The sequence below is a fragment of the Metapseudomonas otitidis genome (genome assembly GCF_011397855.1).
Taxonomy (GTDB): Bacteria; Pseudomonadota; Gammaproteobacteria; order Pseudomonadales; family Pseudomonadaceae; genus Metapseudomonas; species Metapseudomonas otitidis.
In genome coordinates, this window is record NZ_AP022642.1 from 2,667,994 (window position 1) to 2,691,708 (window position 23,715).

The 23,715-nt window shown below is 68.4% G+C and carries 23 protein-coding genes; 11 read left to right on the top strand and 12 right to left on the bottom strand.

Annotation, left to right across the window (positions count from 1 at the left end; genetic code table 11):
• A complete protein-coding gene (locus PotMrB4_RS12335) occupies positions 1 to 816 on the top strand; it encodes a VanW family protein (protein WP_165678376.1) in 816 nt (271 codons plus the stop codon).
• Here PotMrB4_RS12335 and PotMrB4_RS12340 read toward each other — a convergent pair.
• The 3 genes from PotMrB4_RS12340 to PotMrB4_RS12350 all read right to left on the bottom strand — a co-directional run bounded on the left by PotMrB4_RS12340 (position 813) and on the right by PotMrB4_RS12350 (position 3,900).
• On the bottom strand, positions 813 to 1,430 hold the full coding sequence (locus PotMrB4_RS12340) for an NAD(P)H-dependent oxidoreductase (RefSeq protein ID WP_044406603.1): 618 nt from the start codon (positions 1,428 to 1,430) through the stop codon (positions 813 to 815). The two genes, PotMrB4_RS12335 and PotMrB4_RS12340, sit on opposite strands and share 4 nt — an antisense overlap.
• Positions 1,423 to 2,817, bottom strand: a complete 1,395-nt coding sequence (locus tag PotMrB4_RS12345) for a class II fumarate hydratase (RefSeq protein WP_172433429.1) — start codon at positions 2,815 to 2,817, stop codon at positions 1,423 to 1,425. The genes PotMrB4_RS12340 and PotMrB4_RS12345 overlap by 8 nt, the downstream gene beginning before the upstream one ends.
• 75 nt (positions 2,818 to 2,892) lie before the next feature.
• Positions 2,893 to 3,900, bottom strand: coding sequence for a DUF2804 domain-containing protein (locus PotMrB4_RS12350; protein ID WP_142009855.1), 1,008 nt, complete (start codon positions 3,898 to 3,900; stop codon positions 2,893 to 2,895).
• 285 nt (positions 3,901 to 4,185) lie between these two features.
• Here PotMrB4_RS12350 and PotMrB4_RS12355 point away from each other — a divergent pair, with 285 nt between their 5' ends.
• The 3 genes from PotMrB4_RS12355 (at position 4,186) to PotMrB4_RS12365 (ending at position 5,970) form a co-directional block, all read left to right on the top strand.
• Positions 4,186 to 4,695: a DUF2059 domain-containing protein gene (locus PotMrB4_RS12355; protein ID WP_044406612.1), complete on the top strand. Its 510-nt coding sequence runs from the start codon at positions 4,186 to 4,188 to the stop codon at positions 4,693 to 4,695.
• A gap of 12 nt (positions 4,696 to 4,707) precedes the next feature.
• Positions 4,708 to 5,013, top strand: coding sequence for a BolA family protein (locus tag PotMrB4_RS12360; RefSeq protein ID WP_044406615.1), 306 nt, complete (start codon positions 4,708 to 4,710; stop codon positions 5,011 to 5,013).
• 138 nt (positions 5,014 to 5,151) lie between these two features.
• Positions 5,152 to 5,970 carry a shikimate 5-dehydrogenase gene (locus PotMrB4_RS12365; protein WP_172433430.1) on the top strand — a complete coding sequence of 273 codons (819 nt, stop codon included), beginning with the start codon at positions 5,152 to 5,154 and terminating at the stop codon, positions 5,968 to 5,970.
• Between the two features lie 15 nt (positions 5,971 to 5,985).
• Here PotMrB4_RS12365 and PotMrB4_RS12370 read toward each other — a convergent pair whose 3' ends face one another.
• On the bottom strand, positions 5,986 to 8,367 hold the full coding sequence (locus PotMrB4_RS12370) for an autotransporter family protein (protein ID WP_172433431.1): 2,382 nt from the start codon (positions 8,365 to 8,367) through the stop codon (positions 5,986 to 5,988).
• 377 nt (positions 8,368 to 8,744) lie between these two features.
• On the opposite strand from PotMrB4_RS12370, the gene PotMrB4_RS12375 reads away from it, so the two are divergent.
• Positions 8,745 to 9,188 (top strand): sn-glycerol-3-phosphate transporter, encoded by a 444-nt coding sequence (locus PotMrB4_RS12375; protein WP_074971329.1) that lies wholly within the window; start codon positions 8,745 to 8,747, stop codon positions 9,186 to 9,188.
• Between the two features lie 4 nt (positions 9,189 to 9,192).
• On the opposite strand, the gene antC is transcribed toward PotMrB4_RS12375, so the two are convergent.
• The 3 genes from antC to antA are packed head-to-tail and all read right to left on the bottom strand — an operon-like array spanning position 9,193 to position 12,110.
• Complete coding sequence (gene antC / locus PotMrB4_RS12380; RefSeq protein ID WP_172433432.1) at positions 9,193 to 10,212, bottom strand: anthranilate 1,2-dioxygenase electron transfer component AntC; 1,020 nt, start codon at positions 10,210 to 10,212, stop codon at positions 9,193 to 9,195.
• Between the two features lie 15 nt (positions 10,213 to 10,227).
• Positions 10,228 to 10,719, bottom strand: coding sequence for an anthranilate 1,2-dioxygenase small subunit (antB, locus tag PotMrB4_RS12385; protein ID WP_172433433.1), 492 nt, complete (start codon positions 10,717 to 10,719; stop codon positions 10,228 to 10,230).
• Positions 10,716 to 12,110, bottom strand: a complete 1,395-nt coding sequence (gene antA / locus PotMrB4_RS12390) for an anthranilate 1,2-dioxygenase large subunit (protein ID WP_172433434.1) — start codon at positions 12,108 to 12,110, stop codon at positions 10,716 to 10,718. Before antA ends, antB begins: the two co-directional genes overlap by 4 nt.
• A gap of 313 nt (positions 12,111 to 12,423) precedes the next feature.
• Here antA and PotMrB4_RS12395 point away from each other — a divergent pair, with 313 nt between their 5' ends.
• Positions 12,424 to 13,437, top strand: a complete 1,014-nt coding sequence (locus PotMrB4_RS12395) for an AraC family transcriptional regulator (RefSeq protein ID WP_172433435.1) — start codon at positions 12,424 to 12,426, stop codon at positions 13,435 to 13,437.
• Between the two features lie 574 nt (positions 13,438 to 14,011).
• Positions 14,012 to 14,239 carry a hypothetical protein gene (locus PotMrB4_RS12400; protein WP_044404113.1) on the top strand — a complete coding sequence of 76 codons (228 nt, stop codon included), beginning with the start codon at positions 14,012 to 14,014 and terminating at the stop codon, positions 14,237 to 14,239.
• A 313-nt stretch (positions 14,240 to 14,552) separates the two neighbouring features.
• Here PotMrB4_RS12400 and acuI read toward each other — a convergent pair whose 3' ends face one another.
• The 3 genes from acuI to PotMrB4_RS12415 form a co-directional block, all read right to left on the bottom strand.
• Positions 14,553 to 15,536: an acrylyl-CoA reductase (NADPH) gene (gene acuI, locus PotMrB4_RS12405; protein ID WP_172433436.1), complete on the bottom strand. Its 984-nt coding sequence runs from the start codon at positions 15,534 to 15,536 to the stop codon at positions 14,553 to 14,555.
• A 39-nt stretch (positions 15,537 to 15,575) separates the two neighbouring features.
• Positions 15,576 to 16,208 (bottom strand): acrylate utilization transcriptional regulator AcuR, encoded by a 633-nt coding sequence (gene acuR / locus PotMrB4_RS12410; protein ID WP_172433437.1) that lies wholly within the window; start codon positions 16,206 to 16,208, stop codon positions 15,576 to 15,578.
• A gap of 81 nt (positions 16,209 to 16,289) precedes the next feature.
• Complete coding sequence (locus tag PotMrB4_RS12415; protein ID WP_172433438.1) at positions 16,290 to 16,937, bottom strand: DsbA family oxidoreductase; 648 nt, start codon at positions 16,935 to 16,937, stop codon at positions 16,290 to 16,292.
• A gap of 241 nt (positions 16,938 to 17,178) precedes the next feature.
• On the opposite strand from PotMrB4_RS12415, the gene fusA reads away from it, so the two are divergent.
• Positions 17,179 to 19,281 carry an elongation factor G gene (gene fusA / locus PotMrB4_RS12420; RefSeq protein ID WP_044404101.1) on the top strand — a complete coding sequence of 701 codons (2,103 nt, stop codon included), beginning with the start codon at positions 17,179 to 17,181 and terminating at the stop codon, positions 19,279 to 19,281.
• 33 nt (positions 19,282 to 19,314) lie between these two features.
• Here fusA and PotMrB4_RS12425 read toward each other — a convergent pair whose 3' ends face one another.
• Positions 19,315 to 19,536: a hypothetical protein gene (locus PotMrB4_RS12425; protein ID WP_044404098.1), complete on the bottom strand. Its 222-nt coding sequence runs from the start codon at positions 19,534 to 19,536 to the stop codon at positions 19,315 to 19,317.
• A 207-nt stretch (positions 19,537 to 19,743) separates the two neighbouring features.
• Here PotMrB4_RS12425 and PotMrB4_RS12430 point away from each other — a divergent pair, with 207 nt between their 5' ends.
• From PotMrB4_RS12430 to PotMrB4_RS12440, 3 genes are all read left to right on the top strand, one after another.
• The gene (locus PotMrB4_RS12430) at positions 19,744 to 20,145 is read left to right on the top strand and encodes a hypothetical protein (protein ID WP_044404095.1); all 402 of its coding nucleotides are present in this window, start codon (positions 19,744 to 19,746) and stop codon (positions 20,143 to 20,145) included.
• Between the two features lie 50 nt (positions 20,146 to 20,195).
• Positions 20,196 to 21,551, top strand: coding sequence for a chromate efflux transporter (gene chrA, locus PotMrB4_RS12435; protein ID WP_172435077.1), 1,356 nt, complete (start codon positions 20,196 to 20,198; stop codon positions 21,549 to 21,551).
• Between the two features lie 111 nt (positions 21,552 to 21,662).
• Positions 21,663 to 22,445 carry an APH(3') family aminoglycoside O-phosphotransferase gene (locus PotMrB4_RS12440; protein WP_142009834.1) on the top strand — a complete coding sequence of 261 codons (783 nt, stop codon included), beginning with the start codon at positions 21,663 to 21,665 and terminating at the stop codon, positions 22,443 to 22,445.
• Here the strand turns inward: PotMrB4_RS12440 and PotMrB4_RS12445 are convergent.
• Positions 22,442 to 23,638: a sugar transporter gene (locus PotMrB4_RS12445; protein ID WP_172433439.1), complete on the bottom strand. Its 1,197-nt coding sequence runs from the start codon at positions 23,636 to 23,638 to the stop codon at positions 22,442 to 22,444. The genes PotMrB4_RS12440 and PotMrB4_RS12445 overlap by 4 nt on opposite strands.
• Positions 23,639 to 23,715: the final 77 nt, after the last annotated feature.

The window sequence follows — 23,715 nt, forward strand, 5'->3', positions numbered from 1 at the left end:
ATGCGCAAACCGCTTTCCCTCTATCACCCCTGGCTCTACGCGTTGCGCGTCTGGCAGCGGCGCCTGGCGCGTGGGCTCTACTGGCGCCTGTCGTCCCGGCGCTTGGGGCGGGTGGCGGATGCGCGCCTGCCGTACCGCTACATCCGCCACACCTCCAAGCTGATCCGCCGGCTGGGCGACAGCGACCTGGCGCTGCAGCACAACAAGGTGATCAACCTGCGCCTGGCGGTGGCGTGCATGGACGGGGTGGTGATCGGCCCGGGGGAGTATTTCTCCTTCTGCCAGTTGCTCGGCCGTCCCACGGCACGGCGCGGGTTCGTCGAGGGCATGGAGCTGTCGTTCGGCGAGGCGCGTTCCGGCATTGGCGGCGGGGTGTGCCAGTTGAGCAACCTGATCCACTGGATGGCGCTGCACTCGCCGCTGCGGGTGGTGGAGCGGGCCAACCACAGTTTCGACCCCTTCCCGGACGAGGGGCGGGTGCTGCCGTTCGGCTCCGGGGCGGCGATCTTCTACAACTACATCGACCTGGTGCTGCACAACCCCACCGACCAGGCCTTCCAGCTGTCGCTGAAGGTGGCCGAGCACCAGTTGGAGGGGCTGCTGCTGTGCTCGGCGCCCCGGCCGTTCCGCTACCACGTCTACCAGCGCGGGCACCGCTTCATCCGCGAAGGGGGCGAGGTGCTGCGCCTCAACGAGATCTGGCGGGACGTGCGCGAGAAGGGCCAGGAGGGACGGCTGGTGGCCAGCGAGTGCCTCTATCGCAACCGCGTACGGGTGAAGTACGCGGTGGACGAGGCACTGCTGGAGCCCGGCTAGGGGCGGGCGCCCAGGGTTTCGGCGCGGCGCAGCCAGGCCTGGCGCTGCTCCTCGGTGGAGGTGCGCACCGGGGCGAACTCTGCCAGGTGGCGGGTGCGGATGCCGCAGAAGCCGAGGATGGTGCGCTTCATCTGCCGGTGCCCGGGGGCGCCGTAGACCCAGCGGAAATACCAGGGCGGCGTGTCGAGGGTCACCAGCAGGTCGGCGGTGCGGCCCTGCAGCAGCTTGTCCCAGCTGCGCGGGCCCCGGTAGCGAAAGGCGAAGCCGGGCAGCAGCACGCGGTCGAGGAAGCCCTTGAGCAGGGCCGGCACGCCGCCCCACCAGACCGGGTAGACGAACACCAGGTGCTGGGCCCAGTGGATCTGCCGCTGGGCTTCGAGCAGGTCCGGCTCCAGGGGCTGGTTCTGGTCGTAGCCCTGGCGCAGCACCGGGTCGAAGGCCATCTCGCTGAGCTTCAGCACCCGCACCACATGGCCTTCGCCACGGGCACCCTGGGCATAGGCGTCGCCCAGGGCGCCGCACAGGCTGTTGTCCTTGGGCGAGCCGAGGATCATCAGGATGCGCTTGCCGTCGCCTTCCAGCGGGGTGGCACCGTGCTTGGCGGAGTCAACCATGCTGGCCGGCCTCCAGCATGGTTTCCGGACGCACCCAGACGTCGAAGTCGGCCTCGCTCACCAGCCCGAGGGCCAGCGCCGCTTCACGCAGGGTGGTGCCTTCGGCGTAGGCCTTCTTGGCGATCTGCGCGGCCTTGTCGTAGCCGATGTGCGGATTGAGGGCGGTCACCAGCATCAGGCCGCGCTCCAGGTGCTCGGCCATGCGCGCAGCGTCGGGCTCCATGCCGGCCACGCAGTGGCGCTGGAAGTTGCGTGAGCCATCGGCCAGCAGGCGGATGGACTGCAGGATGTTGTGGGCGATCACCGGCTTGAACACGTTGAGCTGCAGGTGCCCGTGGCTGGCGGCGAGGCTGATGGTGGTGTCGTTGCCGATCACCTGGCAGGCGAGCATGGAGAGCGCTTCGCACTGGGTCGGGTTGACCTTGCCGGGCATGATCGAGCTGCCCGGCTCGTTGGCCGGCAGCCTGACTTCCGCCAGGCCGCCCCGGGGGCCGGAGCCCAGCAGGCGCAGGTCGTTGGCGATCTTCATCAGGGCCACGGCGAGGGTCTTGAGCGCGCCGGAGAGGGTCACCAGCGGCTCATGCCCGGCGAGGGCGGCGAATTTGTTGGGCGCGGAGACGAAGGGCAGCCCGGCCAGCGCCGCCAGTTCCGCCGCCATGGCTTCGGCGAAACCGTGGGGGGCATTGAGCCCGGTGCCGACGGCGGTGCCGCCCTGGGCCAGTTGGTAGACCGCTGGCAGGGCATTGCGGATGGCGCGCTCGGCGTAGTCCAGCTGGGCGACGAAGGCGGATAGCTCCTGGCCGAAGGTGATGGGTGTGGCGTCCATCAGGTGGGTGCGCCCGGTCTTCACCAGGCGGGCATGACGCGCGGCCTGCTCGGCCAGGCCGCCGGTCAGCTCGGCCAGCGCCGGCAGCAGGTCGCGGTGGATGGCCTGGGCCACGGCGATGTGCATGGCGGTGGGGAAGCTGTCGTTGGAACTCTGGGCGTGGTTGACGTGGTCGTTGGGGTGCACCGGGCTCTTGCCGCCCCGTGGGCCGCCGGCCAGTTCGTTGGCGCGGCCGGCGATCACTTCATTGACGTTCATGTTGCTCTGGGTGCCGCTGCCGGTCTGCCAGACCACCAGGGGGAACTGGTCGTCGTGCTGGTGGGCGAGGACTTCGTCGGCGGCCTGTTCGATCAGGCGGGCGATGTCCGGGCTGATGCCGCCATTGCGGCCGTTGACCCGGGCGGCGGCCTTCTTCACCAGGGCCAGGGCATGCACCACGGGAAGGGGCATGCGTTCCTCGCCGATGGCGAAGTTTTCCAGCGAGCGCTGGGTCTGGGCGCCCCAGTAGGCGTCTTCGGCGACGCTGACGGGGCCCAGGCTGTCGGTTTCGGTTCGGCTCATTGCGCGGCTCCAGGTTCGGTTTTTCCGCAGTTTAGGCCGCGCCGGAGCCCTTGGGTTCAACGCCTGGGGGATGGATTACCAGCGCGCGCGGGTATGGCCTACCCAGCCCAGGGCGTTGTCTACGGGCACGCGCTCGCCCGTGGGGCTGAGCAGGACCCCGTCGAAGCGCCCGAACCACTGGCGTGTGTCGGCGTAGAGTGGGCCCAGGCGCGGATTGGCCTGGTGCAGCTGGCGCGGGGTGAAGGTGAGGCGCACACGCTCGCAGTCGCTGCTCAGCTGCCAGGGGGACAGGCCGTTCTCCGGGCCTTGCCTGAGGTGCACCGGGCCGTTGAGGCGCGACAGTTCGCCACCGAACCACAGGGCGTTCTCCGTCTCGCCGCTGGCGTCCGTCCAGCCCGCACCGAAGTTGCCGGCGATACCGCCGACGGTGGCGAAGGCGGCGCGGGTCCAGTGGCTGTTCAGCGGCCAGACGCCCCGGCCGAAGTCGAGGGCGGCGAAGCTGTGCCCCGGCATGCACGGGTACTGCCGGCGACCCAGGCGCAGGCTGCCGGTGACCGGCAGGCCGAGTTGGCGGGTGCTGGCGTGGAAGCCGCCGTTGGCGAAGGGGGCGACCAGGTTGACCGAGTCCAGGTGCGCCGGGCGCTGCACGTCGAGGGTCGCCTGCAGTGGCTGGCCGCCGATGTCCGGCACGGCGACGCTGATGCGGGCGCGGCCGGGGAGTTCATCCACCTGCAGGTGCAGGCGCGGGTGCTCGAAGCCGTGGCTGGCCACCGGCACATCGGGCAGGTGGCAGCCGTGGGCGAGGGCGCGCAGCTGGGAGTGGGTCACGGCGCGGCCGGTTTCCAGGTCGAGGAAGTAGGCGGCGCAGTAGCCGATGTAGTCGAGGTCGGCGAGGGTGACGGAGAGCATCCAGCCGGGGGTGGTGATGCACCAGTGGTTCCAGCGCTTGCGCCGGCCGAAGTGCCCGGGGATGGCGCAATCCAGCTGCGGTCGCTCGGACCAGCCAATGGCCGATGGCTCCAGGCGGCCACGGGCGTCGCACAGGGGCTGTCGTTCGGCGGGGGCCGGGATGGGGCGGGTCATTCAGGGTCCCTGTGGGCAGCTGTCTTCCGTGGGGCGGGGAACATTACGCGCACACGGCGGCCCAAGCTGGGGTGCCGTTCACGGTGTTGTCATCGGTGGGGCGCAAGGATGCCCAGCGCACTGGCAGCCGGCAAGTGCCCGCGCCGGACCCTGGACGGACGGCACCCCCAACCCGCGTTTGGCCGTGATGCACGGCCGCATCCATGGCTTGAGCCCCCACCGGGCTTGAGCGCAGAATGGCCCGCCCACGGGCACGGCCCGTACCGCTCATACCAAGGAACCCCAATGACCAAGCTCCGTCTCGTTTGCTCCGCCATCGTGCTGGCCTGTGCCAGTGGCCAGGTGTTCGCCGATGCCGCCAGCCATGCCGCCAATGCCGAGCGCTTCCTCAAGCTCGCCCATGCCGACAAGCTGACCGTGCCGGTGTACGCCCAGGTGCAGCAGATGTTTGCCCAGAACTTCCAGAAGGCCAACGCGCCGGCCGACAAGAAGGCCACCCTGGAGCGCTACCAGGCCAAGGCCAATGCTGCCCTGGACAAGGCCGTGGGCTGGGACAAGCTGAAGCCGGAGCTGGTGAAGATCTACACCACCAACTTCAGCGAATCCGAGCTGAAGGACCTGATCGCCTTCTACGAATCGCCCCTGGGCAAGAAGGTGCTGGAGAAGATGCCGTCCCTGACCGCGCAATCCGCCGAACTGACCCAGTCCCGCCTGGAATCCGCCGTGCCGGAAGTGAACAAGCTGCTGTCGGACATGAACGACGAGCTGGCACCCAAGGATCAGAAGAAGAAGTGATCGGAGCCCGCCATGAGCATGCGTGACCGTATCCTGGCCGCCTTCGCGGCCCTCGAGCCCCAGCACCTCGACGTGCTGGACGAGAGCCACATGCACAGCCGTGGCCAGGAAACCCACTACAAGGCGGTGATCGTCAGCCCGGTGTTCGCCGGGTTGAATGCGGTGCGCCGCCACCAGAAGGCCTATGCGGCCCTGGGCGAGCTGATGGGGCAGTTCCACGCCCTGGCCCTGCACACCTACACCCCCGAGGAGTGGGCGCAGCAGGGCGCGGCCCCGGATTCGCCGACCTGCCGTGGCGGCAGCAAGCACGACCACTGACGGTCGTCGCAACGAGGCCGGAGGTTTCCCGGAGCGATCCGCGGGGCTTCCGGCCTTTTCATTTGGGCGTCGCCCCGGCCCCACAGGGGCGGTGCTTCAGGGCGCGGCGCCCTGGCTTCACTCGAAACAGGAGGCTTCATGGCCCGAATCCTCAGCAAGGACACCCGGCTGTGCATGTCGTTGTCCGGCCGCCCCGGCAACTTCGGCACGCGCTTCCACAACGCGCTCTACGACCTGCTGGAGCTGGACTACGTCTACAAGGCCTTCACCACCAATGACCTGCCGGCGGCCATCGGCGGCGTGCGGGCACTGGGCATCCGGGGCTGTGCGGTGTCGATGCCCTTCAAGGAGGCCTGCATCGCCTATCTGGATGCCCTGGACCCATCGGCGGCGGTCATCGGCTCGGTGAATACCATCGTCAACGACGAGGGCCACCTGACGGGCTACAACACCGACTACCTGGCCGTGGCCAGCCTGGTGCGCAGCCATGCCGTGGACCCGACCTCGACGCTGCTGCTGCGGGGCAGTGGTGGGATGGGCAAGGCCGTGGCCGTCGCCCTGCGCGACAGCGGCTTCGCCCGGGGCACCCTGGCGGCTCGCAACACGTTGGCCGGGCAGGGATTGGCACAGGCCTGTGGCTACGACTGGGTGCCCTCGGCGGAGGGCCATGTGGCGCAGGTATTGGTGAACGTCACGCCGCTGGGCATGGACGGCGGGCCGGAGGCCGGCCAGTTGGCGTTCGGCGCCGAGCAGGTGGCGGCGGCCGAGGTGGTCTTCGATGTGGTGGCGATCCCGGTGGAGACGCCGCTGATCCGCCTGGCCCGTTCCCTGGGCAAGCGGGTGATCACCGGGGGCGAGGTCATCGTGCTGCAGGCGGTGGAGCAGTTCGTGCTCTACACCGGCGTGCGGCCCACGCCGGAGCAGATCCGCCAGGCGGAAGCGGTGGCCCGCGCCTGAGCGCGGGCCGTTGGCTCAGAAGGCGAGGGCAGCGGTGAGGCCGGCGCTGTTCCACTGTGCGTCGCTGCGCTGGGTGCGGCTGAAGCCGGCACCGAGGGTCAGGTCGCCCAGGTCGTAGCGCACGCCGAGGCGAGCTTCGAGGGTGTCGCGGCCCTGGCGGACGCCCGGGGTGGTGAAGGTATCGCCACCCACCAGGAAGCGCGCCTGGGTATCGCTGCGGTCACCGATGCCGTCGTGCCAGGCCATCAGCGAGGCCTCCGGGGTGAGGCGGCCGCTGGCCAGGGGGAACAGGCCGGCCACCCGCAGGCCGGCGCCGACTTCGCCGCTTTCATAGCGCGAGCTTTCCACTTTCAGCGCGGCGGAGGAGCCGTGCTCGCGGTAGCCGTCCAGCTCCACGCGGGTGTAGCGCATGCCGAGGCGGGGCTCCACCAGCAGGCTGTCCAGCTCCAGGCGGTAGCCGCCGATCAGGCTGGCGCCGTACTGCTGGCCGTCCTGGTCGCCGGAGGCGCGGGTGCCGGTGATGTAGCGACGGCTGTCGTGCTCGAACCAGCCCATGGACAGGCTGCCATCCACGAAGTAGGGGCCCCAGCCCTGGTGGGCGTAGAGGCTGACCAGGTGGCCCTTGGTGTCCAGCTTGTTACCGGTGTGGCTGTCGCTATTGCCCTGGTAGTGGCTGTAGGCGATGCCTGCCAGGCCTTGGTCACCGAAGGCCTGTTCCAGGCCGAGGGCGATGCCCTGGGTGTCCTGGTCGAAGCCACGGGCACCGTCGCGCTCGCCGGTGTGCCCACGGTTGTCCAGCAGGCTGACCCAGGCGCGGGGGCCGCGTGCCGGGTCGCCGGCCGGCTCGTGGCGCTGCTGAGTGGCGCTCTCCAGCAGGCGCAGGCCGGCGATGGGGGCGAGGGTATTGGCACCGTTGGATTCAGGGGCCAGCTGCTCGGCGATCTCGGCGGTGCGGGCTGCATCGGCAGCGGCCAGGCTGAGGAACACCGGGTCATCGGCGGCCAGGGCCGGCATCTGCGCGGAGAAGCTCGCCAGGGCGCGCTGGGCGCGGCGCGAGGCGCCCTGGTTGGCCACCAGGCTGGCGGCGGCAACACCGCTGAGGGTTTCCACTTCGGCACTGAGCACCTGGCCATCGAAGCTGTGGCTGAGGACGCGCAGCAGGCCGGAGGTGCTTTCTGGGGCGTTGGGGGTTTCGGTCCAGGTGTTAGACCTAATCAACTGGTAGGTGCGCGGACCGCTCAGGCCGAAGTCGTTGGGTTTGGGGGTGAGGAGGATGCGGCTCTCGTTGCCTGGCGTGCGATCAACCTCGACGCGTCCCTGGACGTTGAGGAACGGGGTGTTGGGGTCGGTGGCATTGCTCAGCATCAGGTTGAGGTCGGCACCCAGCAACTCGAGATCGCCGGTCAGGATAGATCCTGCATGCACCAATGTTAGGCGGCCATCGCTCATTTCCAGGTAACGTGCGTCGATCAGCGCGCTGTCCAGGGTGACATCACCGACAAACATCTCGATAACACCGATGCCGGTGATGTTGCCGCGGATCTCACCCCCTTGCAGCCACAGGTTGCTGTCGCCCTGGCCCTTGACCGCAACCACGCCGCTGGTGAGACCACTCATTTGATGGTAGGTACTCTCGCGGACGGTACTTATGTCGACGGCTACGTCATCCGAGAGCACATTGCCGTAGTTGGTCAGCCTATGGTCATCGACGATGCGTGCGGCGGTGGCGCCGGTGCCCCGTGCCTCGAGGGTGCCGTGGTTGAGCAGGTTGTTTGGGCCAAGGGTCATGCCGGTGCCGACCGATAACGCGGTTACGTTGGTGCCCTCGGCGAAGATCGTGCCTTGGTTATCCACCAGGCCTATGGTGCTGTCTTCCATTTCGAGGGCAATCGCGCCGTTGCCGGTGGCGCGCAGGGCACCTGCGTTGATCAGGTTGCCGGTAATCACGGCATTGTTGACCGCGAGGTTGGGAGTGTCAGGGACACGGTTACCGACTTTCTCGATCAGGCTGTTGTTGATGAAGCTGCCGCCAATGGTCCCTTCCAGAAATACGTTAACGTCTGATGTGTCCTGGCTGCTCAGTTGGCCATTGTTGATCATGTTCCCTGTCACACGCCCGTTTTGCAGGTAGAGCGTGCCGTTGGTGATCAGTTGGCCATTGCCGTTGATGTTCATGTCGGCGTTGTTGACCAGATTGCCGTTGACCTGTCCGGTGACATCAATTACGTGGTTGCCAGCAGCGCTCACACTGCCCGTCAGTGTCAGTCCGTCGTAGGTCCCGGAAAGAGTGGCTGGCGTCGCATTGGTGATGTCGAAGGTATCGGCCTTTGCCACCTGAGACAGGGTGGCAAGGGTGATGGCGAGAGCGAGGTGATGGCGACGGGCGAGCGGGTGCATCGTGTCAGGCATCCTTGTCTGAGTGGGTGGGTATGCGAAAGGGCGGAGAGCCTAAGGTGACCTGTCGAGAGGGTCAAGAACCGTACAGGCACAGTGATGGCATTTCGTGAGTAGGGTCGCAAAAGCGCTTGGCCCCGGCCCGCTGGGTGCCGAGGTCGTTGCTTTCAACGTGACTCTGCGCTTTGCGTTCTGCAGCGGGTATCGACTGGGTACTTGTGCGGAACTGGCGCCTTCATCCAGGCGGCAGGATCGGACATCCCTGAGCAAGCCCGCCGCAGGAAGACGCCGCTGGACAGGGCTCGTTCAGCTTCGTTCAGGCAGGCTGTCGGGCCTTTACCTGACCCGAGGTCCTGAACGCCATGATCCGTCGCGGACTCCTGTCTTCGCTCTGCCTGTCGCTGCTGCTGGCCTTGCCGGTGGCGGCCGAGGAGGCCTGGTACCTGCAGACCAGCGTCTACACCCGCCACTTCCATCCGGACCCCGAGCACAACAACCACCAGAACCTCATCGGCCTGGAGTACCAGGCCGATGACGGTGTGGTGGCGGGTGGGGCGACCTTCCGGAACTCGTTTCGCCAGCGCAGCCAGTACGCCTACGTAGGCAAGCGTTTCGACAGTGATGTGGCGCCGGTCTACCTGAAGGTGACCGGCGGGCTGCTGCAGGGTTACCGCGGCGAGTACCGCGACAAGATCCCGCTCAACCGCTTCGGCGTGGCGCCAGTACTGATCCCGTCCCTCGGGGCCCGCCTGGGCCCGGTGGGTGGGGAGCTGGTGCTGCTGGGCAACTCGGCGATGATGGTGAACCTCGGGGTCTACCTCTAGCGGCTCAGGTGCCGCTGTCGAGGAATTTCTCCAGGTACAGCCGGGTCTGGCCCAGTGCGTTGGACTCCAGCCAAGCCTTGACCGCGTCGACCATGGGCGGTGGCCCGCACACATAGAGGTCGCAGGCCTGTTCCCGTAGCGCATCGGCGTCCAAGTGTTCGGGCACGTAGCCCCGCGCACCCCTCCAGTCGGCTTCGCCGGGTTCGCTGACCACCGGGGTGAAGCGAAAGCCGGGCAGCCGCTCGGCATACCCTTCGATCCGCGACTGTTCGCAGAGGTCCGCCGCCTGGCGGACGCCGTGCAGCAGGTGGATGGGCTGCTGGCAGCCCTGTTCGGCCAGGGTGTCGAGCATGCCGAGGAAGGCCGAAAGCCCCGTCCCTCCAGCGGCCATGACCACCGGGCGCTCCACCTGGCGCAGGTAGAAGGCCCCCAGCGGCGCTTCCAGTTGCAGGGTGTCGCCCACCTGGCAGCGTTCGCGCAGGTAGTCGCTCATCACCCCCTGTGGCAGCAGGCGGATGAGGAACTGCAGGCGATTGCCCGGGTTGGGGCGGTTGGCGAAGGAGTAGGCCCGGTGAGCCTCGGTGCCGGGCACCTGGAGCCGGGCGTACTGCCCGGGGAGGTAGTCCAGCGGCGCACCGTCCGCCTCGACTTCCAGGATCGCCGCTGCGGACGAGACCTGCTGCAGGGCGATGACCCGTGCGTTGCGGCGCACCAGCGGTGCGGCGTTGCACAGGCTGGAGTCGAAATCGAAGCGGAAGGTGGCGTCGGACTGCACCAGCGTCTGGCAGGCCAGGATGTAGCGGCGGGCCACTTCGTCCGCCGACAGCGCTTCTTCATCGGCGTAGTCGAGGCGGTACTGGCCGGATTCGCATTGGCCCCTGCAGGTGCCGCAGACGCCTTCGCGGCAGTCGAGGGGGATGTTGAGGCCGTGGCGCAGGGCGGCGTCCAGCAGGCGCTCGTTGCCCTGCACGGTGAGGAACTGGGTTGTGCCGTCGGCGAAGCTGAGGGCGACCTTGTGATCCATGGGCGTGGGTCCGGTTCAGAGGTGATAGAAGTCGAGCACGGCATTGATCCGGTCGTTCAGCAACAGGATGTGCTTGCGGGTGATCAGCCAGCTGTCGCCATGGGGCTTGAGCCGGTAGGTGACGTGGCCGAAGAACTGCCCGCTCTCGCCCAGGCGATGGAACAAGGTGTGCCAGTTGGCCCGCACCTCCAGTTGGCCATCGGCCTGCTCGGCAACGCGCACGTTGCTGATGCTGTGCAGGGTGCGGGGCATGGGCACGGTGGATGCGGCCTTGCCGGTGCGGATGCGGAACACCCGGTCTTCCAGGCCGGCGCGGCTGGCGTAGTAGATCAGCGACATCTCGCGCTTGGGGTCGCGGGTGTAGACGTGCTCCGAGTCCCACTGCGGCAGGTGGAACTCGCACTGCTCGTCGAACAGCGCGAGGTAGGCGTCCCAGTCCTGGGCGTCGCACAACTCGCAGGCGCGGTAGAGGAACTGCTCGATCCGGTGCTGCAGCGGCGCGTTCATTCGGTCACCTCCTTGGGTTGCAGGGCCTTGCGTTCCAGCCCGTCGAGGAGGAAGCGCTGCCAGTGGCGGTGCTGGTTGACGTAGAGGCCTTCGTGGGTGCACTCCACACCGGTCATCAGCGGGGCGATGCCGAGGATCTCGCTGTTGCGGGTGGCGCCGGTGGCCCAGCGCGGGTGCCCGCGGGAGATGTCGCTCCAGCGTTCCAGGCGCCCCTGGAAACCACGCTGCTGTTCGCGGAACTCCACCAGGTCGTCGGGGGTGCCCATGCCGGAGACGTTGAAGAAGTCTTCGAACTGTCGGATGCGGCTTTCGCGGTCGGCGTCCGACTCGCCCTTGACGCCGATGCACTGGCTGATGATCTCGGTCTTGTTCCAGGCCAGCGGCCGCACGATGCGCAACTGGGAGCTGATCTGGTCCATGAAGAACAGGCTGGGGTAGATGTTCAGGTTGCGCAGGCGGTGCATCATCCACTCCGCCTTGGCCTGGCCGTAGGCCTCCACCAGGCGCGGCATCACGCTGGCGTAGCCGGGGCGCACGCTGGGGTTGGGCATGTCGCTGAACAGCACGCTGTGGCCGTTGTGGAAGGAGAACCAGCCGTCGTCGGTCTCGGCATCGCCAGCGCCGAGCTTGCTGTAGTCGAGGGTGGCGCTGGCGGTCCCTTGTGCGGCGTCCACCTGCTGGCGGTGCTGCACGGTGGCCACGTAGTTGTAGTGCACGGTGCTCACGTGGTAGCCGTCGAGGCCGTTCTCGTTCTGCAGCTTCCAGTTGCCGTCGAAGGTGTAGCTGGAACGGCCGGGCAGCACCTCCAGTTCACCGGTGGGGGACTGGGCCACCATCATGTCGAAGAACACCCGCGCGTCGCCGAGGAAGTCCTCCAGGCGGTCGCTGCCGTGGATGTCGAGGCTGACGAAGACGAAGCCCTTGTAGCTCTCGATGCGGGCCTTGCGCAGGCCACGGGTGGCCTTGTCGAAGCATTCGGAATATTCGCCGGGGGCCTTCACCTTCAGCAGCCGGCCGTCGTTCTTGTAGCACCAGGCGTGGAAGGGGCAGGTGAAGGTGGACTGGTTGCCCTTGCCGACACGGGTGAGGGTGGCGCCGCGGTGCTGGCAGGCGTTGACCAGGGCGTGCAACTGCCCGCTGGCGTCGCGGGTGACGATCAGTGGCTGGCGGCCGGCCTGCAGGGTGATGAAGTCGTTGGCGTTGGCGATCTCGCTCTCGTGGCAGGCGTAGATCCAGTTGCGCTCGAAGATCAGCTCCATCTCCAGTTCGAACAACGCCGGCTCGGTGAACATGTCCCGGGCGATGCGGAACACGCCATCGTGCGGGCGGAAGTCCAGGCAGCCGGTGATGTAGGCCTTCCAGTCGTCGAGGCTTCTTGTCGTGATGGGCATGGGGGGCTCCAGGCGGTGATTCGGTGGAGCGCATTAGGGGGCGCGGGTGGGGTGGGGGTCTATCCGCTTAGTGGGCGAACACTCGCCGGAAAATCCGCACCCCGGCGGGGCGTGGGGTAACGCTCGGGAGCCTCGGGTAACGCTTCGTGCGGTGGGGCAGGGTGCCCGTCCGTTTTGTCTATCCGGAAAGTTGAAGAAGCCTGTCCCAAAGATTCGATTCCGGCCTGTGGGACGGCCGTGGCATGGTGCTTGCCTTGATCCTGGCAATGCGCCGCCAGAGCGCGCTTCCATAAACCCTCATGGGTGCCGCGTGATGAACCTGAACGAATCCCCTCGTTGCCGGGGCCTGCTCGCCGATCGTTTCGATCTGGCGGGTGCCCGTGCCTGGATGGCGGCCATCTGCGGGCCGCACCGACTGGACGCCACGCGCCCGGAGCGCATCCGCTTCCACCACAGTGGCAACGTGCTGCCTACCAGCGCCATCACCCTGGGCCATGTGGAGTACGGCACCGACGTCACCATCGGTGTCGGCGAGGAGGCCACCCTCGACTGCTACAGCCTCAGCCTGCCCCTGGGCGGCGAGCAGGAGCTGGACCTCGCCGGCCGTCGCCTGCGCTCCGACCCTGGGCTGGGCCTGGTGCTGTCGCCCGACCAGAGCCAGCGGCTGACCATCGCCGGCAACTGCCGCAAGCTGCAGGTGGCCATCCCGCGACGGGCGCTGGTGGAGGTGCTGGAGGCGTTGCTGGAGCGCAGCGTCGTCCAGCCCCTGCACTTCGAGCCGCAGATGGACGCGGTCGACGGGGCGACGGGTGCCTGGTGGCGCATGGCCCGCCATCTCACCGATGAGCTGGCACGGGGTGCGGCCCTCTACGGTCAGGGGTTGTTCTCCCGGGACCTGGAGAGCGCCTTCATCAAGGGCCTGCTGCTGGCCCAGCCGAACAGCTACAGCGACGAGCTGCAGGCGCGCCAGGCCCCGCAGCTGCCGCATTACCTGGTCCGGGCGCGGGACTTCATGCGCACCCACGCCCGGGAGAACCTCTGCCTGGAAGACATCGAGCGCGCTGCCGGTGTATCGCGCTTCAAGCTGTTCGAGGGGTTCCGCCGGCACTTCGGGGTGTCGCCCATGGCCTTTCTCAAGCGCCATCGGCTGCTGGCGGTGCGCCAGGCGCTGCTGGACGACCACAGTCCGCGCAACGTCTCCGCCATCGCCATGGCCTGGGGCTTCACCCACCTGGGACGTTTCTCCTGCGAGTACCGCAAGCTCTTCGGCGAGCCGCCCAGCGCCACCCTCCAGCGTCTGGCGGCGCAGCGGGACGCCTCCTGCTGAGCGGGGCGGCCGTCCGTCCGCTTAATTCGAGTCGTCACCCGGTCGTCATCAATCTGTCACGGGCGGTGGACGACCATGGCCCGGACGCTGCCACCATTAGGACCTGTCCCATGGCGGCAGACGGCGAAAGGCTTGATCCTTGGGCCCTCGCCAACGTTGAAAGGAAAGATCAGGAAACAAACTCGGGCCCCCGGGCCTAGCCAAGCTTCGGAGCATGCCGTATGATCCGCCGCCTAGTACCTAGCTGTAAGTCAGTCCGGTCAGCTGTACTCCGCGACGTCCCCGCGCACCACGGCACCGGTCTCCTCGATGGTCACCTGAACGCAACTTCCCGCCCAATGGCGTTCCCGCGTTCCTGGCCAGCCATCCAGAAGTCTGATCAGGACAGCCGCCGGCCCAGAACCTTGCCGCGGCTACAACCTGGCACCCGAAGTACTTCGTCGGCTCACCTATCGTGGGTGGAACCAAATGCCGATTCATTCACTCCGATAAGGATCATCCGTTGCGCCCATTTGGGCGGCGGATTCGGAGTTTTATTACGCGGCCATGCCGCTTGTATGCAGGACATAACAACATGACCATTCATCATCAGGCCAAAGACGCCATCACCACCCTGACCCGCGCATTCGCTCCGCTGCAGTGCCAGATCACCGCCCCGTCCCGCAAGGGCGGCTTCAGCTTCACCATCGTCAGCGAGTACGGTGTTGCCTGCCACAGCCAGCGCCTCTACCCGGAGCACTACCGTGACTCCAGCCAGCTGCAGCAGGTGATCGACCGCGCCCAGCGTGCGCTGACCGCCTGAGGCGAGTCGGCGTTACCCAAAGCCCCGCACAAGCGGGGCTTTTTCATGCCCGTTGAAACGTGGAGACAAAGCAGGGCAGGCTTTTCGCCAGACGAAAAAAAGCAGCCCGGGGGGCGGGCTGCATGGATGGCCAAGGGGGATGGCCATGGGAGGAGCTAGGAGCAATACACGATCGGTTCGCGACCGCCACCAGCAGGGGCGGGTGGCAGCAGGGCTGCCGGCGAGTCGATGGGTGGCAGGATAGTCACCGGCTCCCGTGGCGGGAAATCACCTTAGGTAATAGTGACTATCGGCTGCGCTTATCGCCGTCCCCTCAGCGGTTGACGTCCACCACCACACGCCCGCGCACCTGGCCGTCCAGCAGCTCGCGGGCGACCGGCAGGGCTTCCTCCAGGCTGATCTCGCGGGTGATCGCGTCCAGCAGCGCCAGGTCCAGGTCACGGGCCAGGCGATTCCAGGCTTCGATACGGTCGGCCTTCGGGCGCATCACGCTGTCGATGCCGGCCAGGGTCACGCCACGCAGGATGAAGGGCGCGACGCTGGCGGGAAAGTCCATGCCCTGGGCCAGGCCGCAGGCCGCGACCGCGCCGCCGTAGCGGATGCCGGCGCAGACGTTGGCCAGGGTGTGGCTGCCGACCGAGTCGATGGCACCGGCCCAGCGCTCCTTGCCCAGCGGGCGACCGGGTTCGGCGAGGCTGGCGCGATCGATGATCTCGCTGGCACCCAGGCGCTTGAGGTAGTCCGCTTCCTGCGGTCGACCGGTGGAGGCCGCCACCTGGTAGCCGAGGCGGGCGAGCAGGGCGATGGCGAAGCTGCCGACGCCGCCGTTGGCGCCGGTCACCAGCACCTGGCCTTTGTCCGGGGTCACGCCGTTGCGCTCCAGGGCCAGCACCGAGAGCATCGCGGTGTAGCCGGCGGTGCCGATGGCCATCGCCTGGCGCGGGGTGAAGCCGGCCGGCAGCGGGATCAGCCAGTCGGCCTTGAGGCGCGCCTTCTGAGCCAGGCCGCCCCAGTGCGTCTCGCCCACGCCCCAGCCGTTGAGCAGCACCTTGTCACCGGCCTTGAAGGCGGAGCTGTCGCTGGCCTCCACGGTGCCGGCCAGGTCGATGCCCGCGACCATGGGGAAGCTGCGCACCACCGGGCCCTTGCCGGTGATGGCCAGGCCGTCCTTGTAGTTCAGGGTGCTGTAGTCGACCTTCACGGTGACCTCGCCCGCGGGCAGTTGCGCTTCGTCCAGTTCCGCCAGCGTAGCGCGGTAGCCGGTGTCGTCCTTGTCGATCAGGATGCCTTTGAACATCGGGTGTCTCCTCGTGCGGAACCTAGGGAAAGGGACGGGCTAGCGCGGCAGCCCGGCGAGAAATCCTTGGATGAAGCAGTCCAGCGGCGCATTGCCGCGTACCAGCCGGGCGCGCAGCACGGCGCCTTCCCAGCCGATCCAGAAAAAAGCGGCCCAGCGCTCGCAATCCGTGTCCGTAGCCAGCTCGCCCTCGGCCTTGGCGGCCTCCAGGCACAGCGCCAGGCGCTGCTGCCAACTGAGCAGGATGGCTTCCAGGGATTCGCGGAAGGCTTCCGGCAGCTGGGTCACCTCCTGGCCCAGGTTGCCCACCAGGCAGCCCCGGCGGTAATCGAAGCGCTGCATGCCGGCCTTGGCGTCCTCCACGAAGGCGGCGATGCGCGCCAGCGGCGGGCGCGACGCGTCCAGCAGGCAGCGGTCCAGCTTGCGCGCGAAGTAGTCGGCATAGTTCGCCAGCACCGCGTGGCCGAAGTCTTCCTTGCTCTGGAAGTAGTGGTAGAACGAGCCCTTGGGCACGCCGACGCGGCTCAGCACCGCATCGATGCCGGTGCTGAGGAAGCCCTGCTCGGTGAGGATCTCGGTGCCGCAACGCACCAGGGCGTCGCGGGTGTCGGGGTTGTCGCGATTGACCTTCGGTGGTCGGCCGCGACGGGGCGTGACTATGGAATCGGTCATGGCGGGGGATATTAGACCGACTGTCTATAAAATCAATGGCGGGTGCGTCGCATCGCTCGCACCCGCCTCGCGCCGCGCCCCTTATCCGGCAGCGACGAGCTGGCGGATGGCCTGCTCGAAATACTCCGCCGGCTGGCCACCGCTGATCAGGTGGCGGCCGTTGAGGATCACCGACGGCACCGAGCGGATGCCATGGCTCGTGTAGAAGCGTTCCTCCTCGCGCACCTCCTCGGCGAAGCGGCCTGACTCCAGCACCTCCCGTGCCGCCTCGGCATCCAGCCCGGCGGCTGCGGCCACCTCCACCAGCACCGCGCGGTCGCTGGGGTTGCGCCCCTCGCTGAAATAGGCGGCCAGCAGGCCCTGCTTGAGCGCCAGCTGTCGGCCTTCCAGCCCGGCCCAGTGCAGCAGGCGGTGGGCGTCGAAGGTGTTGTAGATGCGCCCGCGCGCCTGCATGTCGAAGCGGAAGCCCACCTCGGCGCCGCGCTGACGGATGTGCTCGCGGTTGGCCGCCACCTGCTCCGGCGTGCTGCCGTACTTCTGCTGGATGTGCTCGACGATGTCCTGGCCTTCCGGCGGCATGTCGGGGTTCAGCTCGAAGGGCTTGAAGGCGAGCGTGACCGCCACCTCGTCGCCGAGGTTGGCGATGGCCTGCTGCAGCGCGCCCAGCCCCACCGCGCACCAGGGGCAGACCACGTCGGATACGAAGTCGATGTGGATGGCCTTGCTCATGGGCATGCTCCGTGAAGGATGAAAGGCGCCCAGTCTATGCCTCGAAAGCCCGTACCGCGACGTATCGCACGGCTGTCATCGGCAGGCAGTAAAAAACAGCGGGCGGGTGCCGCTTGGCGGCTTGCGTCGGCGGCATCTTCAACCATGCTTGCTAATCCATCCCGGCTGCTTCGCCGCTCGCGTCCCCGAGCGGCCGTGCCGTTCCCGTCCCGAACCCATCCCGACCATCACGAGGTGAGCCATGGCCCGCGCCACATCCATCGACCGTTACCGCAACATCGGCATCGTGGCCCATGTGGATGCCGGCAAGACCACCACCACCGAGCGGATCCTGTTCTACACCGGGGTCAACCACAAGATGGGCGAGGTGCACGACGGCGCCGCCACCATGGACTGGATGGTGCAGGAGCAGGAGCGCGGCATCACCATCACCTCGGCCGCCACCACCGCCTTCTGGTCCGGCTCGGCCAAGCAGTACGACAAGCACCGCTTCAACATCATCGACACCCCCGGCCACGTCGACTTCACCATCGAAGTGGAACGCTCCCTGCGGGTGCTGGACGGCGCCGTGGTGGTGTTCAGCGGCGCCGACGGCGTCGAGCCGCAGTCCGAGACGGTCTGGCGCCAGGCCAACAAGTACGGCGTGCCGCGCATCGCCTACGTCAACAAGATGGACCGCGCCGGCGCCAACTTCCTCTGGGTGGTCGGGCAGATCCGCCAGCGCCTCGGCCACACCCCGGTGCCCATCCAGCTGCCCATCGGTGCCGAGGAGAACTTCGAGGGCCAGATCGACCTGTTAAAGATGAAGGCCATCTACTGGAACGACGCCGACCAGGGCACCAGCTTCCGCGAGGAGGCGATCCCCGAGGCCCTGCTCGCCGAGGCCGAGTCCTGGCGGGAGAAGCTGGTGGAGGCCGCCGCCGAAGCCAACGAGACGCTGATGAACAAGTACCTCGAAGGCGAAGCCCTGAGCCTGGAGGAGATCAAGGCCGGCCTGCGCCAGCGCACCATCGCCTGCGAGATCGTCCCCGCCGTGCTGGGCTCCTCCTTCAAGAACAAGGGCGTGCCGCTGGTGCTCGATGCGGTCATCGACTACCTGCCGGCACCCACCGAGATCCCGGCCATCAAGGGCACCCACCCGGACGACGAGAACCGCCACGACGAGCGCCACGCCACCGACGACGAACCGTTCTCCGCCCTGGCCTTCAAGATCGCCACCGACCCCTTCGTCGGCACCCTGACCTTCACCCGCGTCTACTCCGGCGTGCTCAGCTCCGGCGACTCGGTGCTCAACTCGGTCAAGGGCAAGAAGGAGCGGGTCGGCCGCATGGTGCAGATGCACGCCAACACCCGCGAAGAGATCAAGGAGTGCCGGGCCGGCGACATCGCCGCGCTGATCGGCATGAAGGACGTCACCACCGGCGACACCCTGTGCGACATCGACAAGCCGATCATCCTCGAACGCATGGACTTCCCCGAGCCGGTGATCTCAGTCGCCGTCGAGCCCAAGACCAAGGCCGACCAGGAGAAGATGGGCATCGCCCTCGGCAAGCTCGCCCAGGAGGACCCGTCCTTCCGCGTGCGCTCGGACGAGGAGTCGGGGCAGACCATCATCTCCGGCATGGGCGAGCTGCACCTGGACATCCTCATCGACCGCATGAAGCGCGAGTTCAACGTCGAGGCCAACATCGGCAAGCCCCAGGTCGCCTACCGCGAGAAGATCCGCAATCGCTGCGAGATCGAAGGCAAGTTCGTCCGCCAGTCCGGCGGGCGCGGCCAGTTCGGCCATTGCTGGGTGCGCTTCGAGCCGGGCGAGGAGGGCAAGGACACCCTCGAATTCCACAACGAAGTGGTCGGCGGCGTGATCCCCCGCGAATACATCCCGGCCATCCAGAAGGGCATCGAGGAGCAGATGAAGAACGGCGTGCTGGCCGGCTACCCGCTGCTCGGCCTCAAGGCCACCGTGTTCGACGGCTCCTACCACGACGTCGACTCCAACGAGATGGCGTTCAAGATCGCCGCCTCCATGGCCACCAAGCAGCTGGCGCAGCACGGCGGCGCGGTGCTGCTGGAGCCGATCATGAAGGTCGAGGTGGTCACCCCCGAGGACTACATGGGCGACATCATGGGCGACCTCAACCGCCGGCGCGGCCTCATCCAGGGCATGGACGAAGTGCCGGCGGGGCGGGTGATCCGCGCCGAGGTGCCGTTGGGCGAGATGTTCGGCTACGCCACCGTGGTGCGTTCCATGTCCCAGGGGCGGGCCAGCTACTCCATGGAGTTCTCCCGCTATGCCGAGGCGCCGGCCAACATCGCCGACGCCATCATCAAGGGGCATGCCTGAGCCGATCCGGCGGGCCCCAGCGGGCCCGCGGGGTCAGGCGGAGCGGCGGGCGAGGCTGGCCATCTCCAGCGCCACGTCGCGGATCAGCGCGTGCATGCGGCGCTTGCAGAACACCGCCTCGCCGTCGAAGGCGCGGGTCAGCTCCAGCCGGTCGTTGCGGCACATCGACAGCAGCCACTTGCCGTCGGGGCGCGGGGTGACGGCCACGCTGTGGTCGGGAAAGGCGTCGTAGATGTCCTTGATGGCGGTGAACATGGTCCTTCCTCGTGGTGTGTTTGGACCTGACCCCCAATGCAGGGGCCGTGCCAGCGTCCCGACGGACGGCAACGCCCGTGCGGCCGGCCTTGTCGCAGGCGCGCCGCCCCAGGTTTCGTGCAGCCTGCACGATGCCGCCTGCGAAGGCCGGGCAACCTGCATGACGGCGTGGCGCGGAAGCCCGGCTGCTGGCTATGCTGCTGCCCCATGAACGACGCCTTCCCCCTGCGCGCCCCCTGCCCACCGGGCACCTGTGACTGCGACCGTGACCGCCTGCTGGAAACGCCGGGCGCCGACCTGCGTGCCCTGCGCCTCACCCGCATGGAAGAGAAGCGCCTGCTGGAGCGCCTGGAGCAGCTGCGGGATCTGGACGACCTCCACCATATGCAGCAGCGCCTGTTCGACCTGCTGGGCGTGCGCCTGCACCTGGGCCCGGGCCACAACGAGGTGCGCAGCATGCGTGGCCTCGACATCCGCCTGGAGCCCATGCCGGGCCTGTGCCGCAAGGTGCGTCAGTCCGTGCCAGCGGCCATTCGCCGGGCCCTGGAGCAGCGCCCCGAGATCGCCTGGCGCCTGCTGGATGCCCACGACCTGCTGCGTGACGCCTGAGCGTCATGTCCGACGTGCAGACTGCCCCCACCGATCCGCCGAGCCGCGCCATGCCCGACACCCCTGCCGAGCCCCTGACCCCTGTCGCACCCGCCGCCGTCAGCCTGCGCGAGGCGTTGCCGTTCTGGCTGCGGCTCGGCTTCATCAGCTTCGGCGGGCCGGCCGGGCAGATCGCGATCATGCACCAGGAGCTGGTGGAGCGGCGGCGCTGGCTCTCCGAGCGGCGCTTCCTGCATGCCCTCAACTACTGCATGGTCCTGCCCGGGCCGGAGGCCCAGCAGCTGGCCACCTACCTGGGCTGGCTGATGCACCGCACCCTCGGCGGCGTGCTGGCAGGCGTACTGTTCGTGCTGCCTTCCCTGGTGCTGCTGATCGGCCTGGCCTGGGCCTACCTGGTGTATGGCGAGCAGCCCCTGGTGGCCGGGGTGTTCCGGGGCATCAAACCGGCCGTCACCGCGCTGGTGCTGCACGCCGCCTGGCGCATCGGCTCGCGCACGCTGCATGACCCGGGCCTCAAGCTGCTGGCCGTGGTCGCCTTCCTCGCCGTGTTCGCCCTGGATGCGCCGTTCCCCCTGGTGGTGCTGGGCGCCGGCCTGGTCGGCTGGATCGGCGGGCGCCTGGCGCCCTCGCGCTTCCAGCCGGGCGGTCACGCCGGCAGCGTGGCCCACCACGGGCCGGCCCTGATCGACGACGACACGCCTCCACCGCCCCACGCGCGTTTCAACCCGCGTCGGCTGGCGGTCCTGCTGCTGGTGGGCGGGGTGTTGTGGGCGCTGCCCATGGGGCTGCTGCTGGCGGCCTTCGGTCCCGAAGGCACCTTCACCCAGATGGGCTGGTTCTTCACCAAGGCCGCGCTGCTGACGTTCGGCGGCGCCTACGCGGTGCTGCCCTATGTGTTCCAGGGCGCGGTCGAGCACTACGGCTGGGTCAGCGCAACCCAGATGATCGACGGCCTGGCCCTCGGCGAGAGCACGCCGGGCCCGCTGATCATGGTGGTGGCCTTCGTCGCCTTCATCGGCGGCTATGCGCAGCAGGTGTTCGGCCCCGAGCAGGCCTTCCTCGCCGGCGCCGCCGCCGCCGTGCTGGTCACCTGGTTCACCTTCCTGCCGTCGTTCCTGTTCATCCTCGCCGGCGGACCGCTGGTGGAGTCCACCCATGGCGAGCTGCGCTTCACCGCGCCGCTGACGGCCATCAGCGCGGCCCTGGTGGGGGTGATCCTCGACCTCGCGCTGTTCTTCGGCTATCACGTGTTCTGGCCCTCGGGCTTCGACGGGCGCTTCGACTGGGCCTCGGCCGTGCTGGCCGGGCTCGCCGCCCTGGCGCTGCTGCGCTGGCGGCGCGGGGTGATCGAAGTGCTCGCCTGCGCCGGCGGGCTCGGGCTGTTGCTGCAGTGGGCGGGGATCTGATCCGCCCAGGCTGCGGCCATCTGTAGCTTTTCCGACAACGGGCCCGGCAGTAGGCTCGCTGCCGTTTCGCAAGCCCGGCTTGCTCCCATTGGCTCGGCAAAGGACTCCGACATGAACCTGCCCCTCCCGCCCCAGGCCCTCCGCTTCATTGGCGACGCCCCCCTCGAACGTGACGAAGTGGGGGAATCGCCCTGTCCCGTCTACGCCTTCGAGCAGCGCGGCGAGCGCTTCTTCCTCAAGCTGTCACCGGCCATCTACGCCCCCACCACCTACAGCGTGGTGCGCGAGGCCGCCGTGCTCGACTGGCTGACCGGGCGCCTCCCGGTGCCGGAACTGGTGCTGGTGGAGGAGGGCGAGGAGCACGCCTGCATGATCACCCGCGCCGTGCCCGGCGTGCCCCTGTACGACCTGGTGGACGACGGCCAGCACGAGCGCGTGCTGGCGGCCTTCCAGGAAGCGTTGCGGCAATTGCAGGGTGTGCCCGTGGACGGCTGCCCGCTGCGCGCCGGCATCGCCGAGCGCCTGCGGGAGCTGGACCACCTGCTGGCCAACCGGCTGCTGGCCGACGACGTCGACCTCACCCAGTGGCCCGGCCTGGAAACCACCGGTGACCTGCTGGCGCTGCTGCACAAGGGCCTGCCCGACGAGGGCCGGGTGTTCGCCCATGGCGACCTGGGGGACAGCAACCTGTTCATCGACAAGCGCGACCGCCTGTACTTCATCGACCTGGGACGCGGCGGCGTGGCCGACCCCTGGATGGACATCGCCTTCGCCCACCGCAACCTGAGCGAGGAAATCTCCCCGGCCTTCGCCGACCGCCTGCTGGCGGAGCTGCCCTACCCGGACCAGCCGGAGCGGCGGCGTTACTTCCAGCAGCTCGACGAACTCTTCTAGACGCCCGCCCGCGGCCCCAGTTGCGCGGCGTAGCGCCAGCAGGCGAACGCCGCCAGGGCCAGGCCGGCAAGCGCCAGGCTGCCGCCCACCACCCCCACCTGGGCCAGCCCGACATGGCGGCTGACCAGGCTGCCCAGCAGCGCACCGCCGCCGATGCCGACGTTGTAGAGGCCGGAGAACAGCGCCATGGCCACGTCCGTGGCGTCGTGGGCCTGGCGCAGCACCGCCGACTGCTGGGACAGGCTGAAGGCCAGGATCGCCACCCCCCAGAACAGGCTCAGGCCGGCCAGGGCGAGCCCGCTCGAAGCCAGCGGCAGCAGCAGGAACAGGCACACCGCCAGCAGCAGGGTGGAGGCCAGCAGGAAGGCCCGTGGGCGGCCCTCGCTGTAGCGGCTGAACAGCACCGAACCGAACAGCCCCGCGCCGCCGAACAGCAGCAGGAGCAGGGTGGTCATGCGCCCCTCCAGCCCGGCCACCTGGCGGCTGAAGGGCTCGATGTAGGTGTAGGCGGTGAACTGCGCGGTGATCACGATCACCGTCAGCGCATAGAGCGCCAGCAGCGCCGGGCGCTTGAGCAGCACCGGCAGGCTGCGCAGGGAACCGGAGTTCTGGCTCGGCAAGCGCGGCAGCGTGCGTGCCAGGAAGGCCAGGGTCAGCAGCGACAGCCCGGCGATGGCCAGGAAGGTGGTGCGCCAGCCCATGGCCTCGCCAAGCACCCGCCCCAGGGGGATGCCCAGCACCATCGCCAGGATGGTGCCGGTGGCCAGCAGCCCCAGCGCCTTGGCCTGGCGCCCCGGCGGGGCCACGCGCACCGCCAGGGACGCCGTGATGGACCAGAACACCGCATGGGCCAGGGCGATGCCGATGCGGCTGGCCATCAGCGTGGCGAAGCTGGTGGCCAGGCCCGAGGCCACGTGGCTGGCGGCGAACAGCAGGAACACCCCCACCAGCAGGCGGCGCCGCTCGATGTTGCGGGTCACCAGCATCATCGGCAGTGAGGCCAGGGACACCACCCAGGCGTAGACGGTGAGCATCAGGCCCACCTGGTCGGGGCTCATGTCGAAGCTGCGGCCGATGTCGCTGAGCAGCCCCACGGGCACGAACTCGGTGGTGTTGAAGATGAAGGCGGCCAGCGCCAGGGCCATCACGGCCAGCCAGCTGCCCTGGCGGGCGTCCTCGGAAGGGGTGTCCATCGGTGGGGTCGTCTCGTTCAGGTGGGTTCACGCACCCCGGCGGCAGGACCCGGCGACGGCTTCGCCACCCGGCGCGG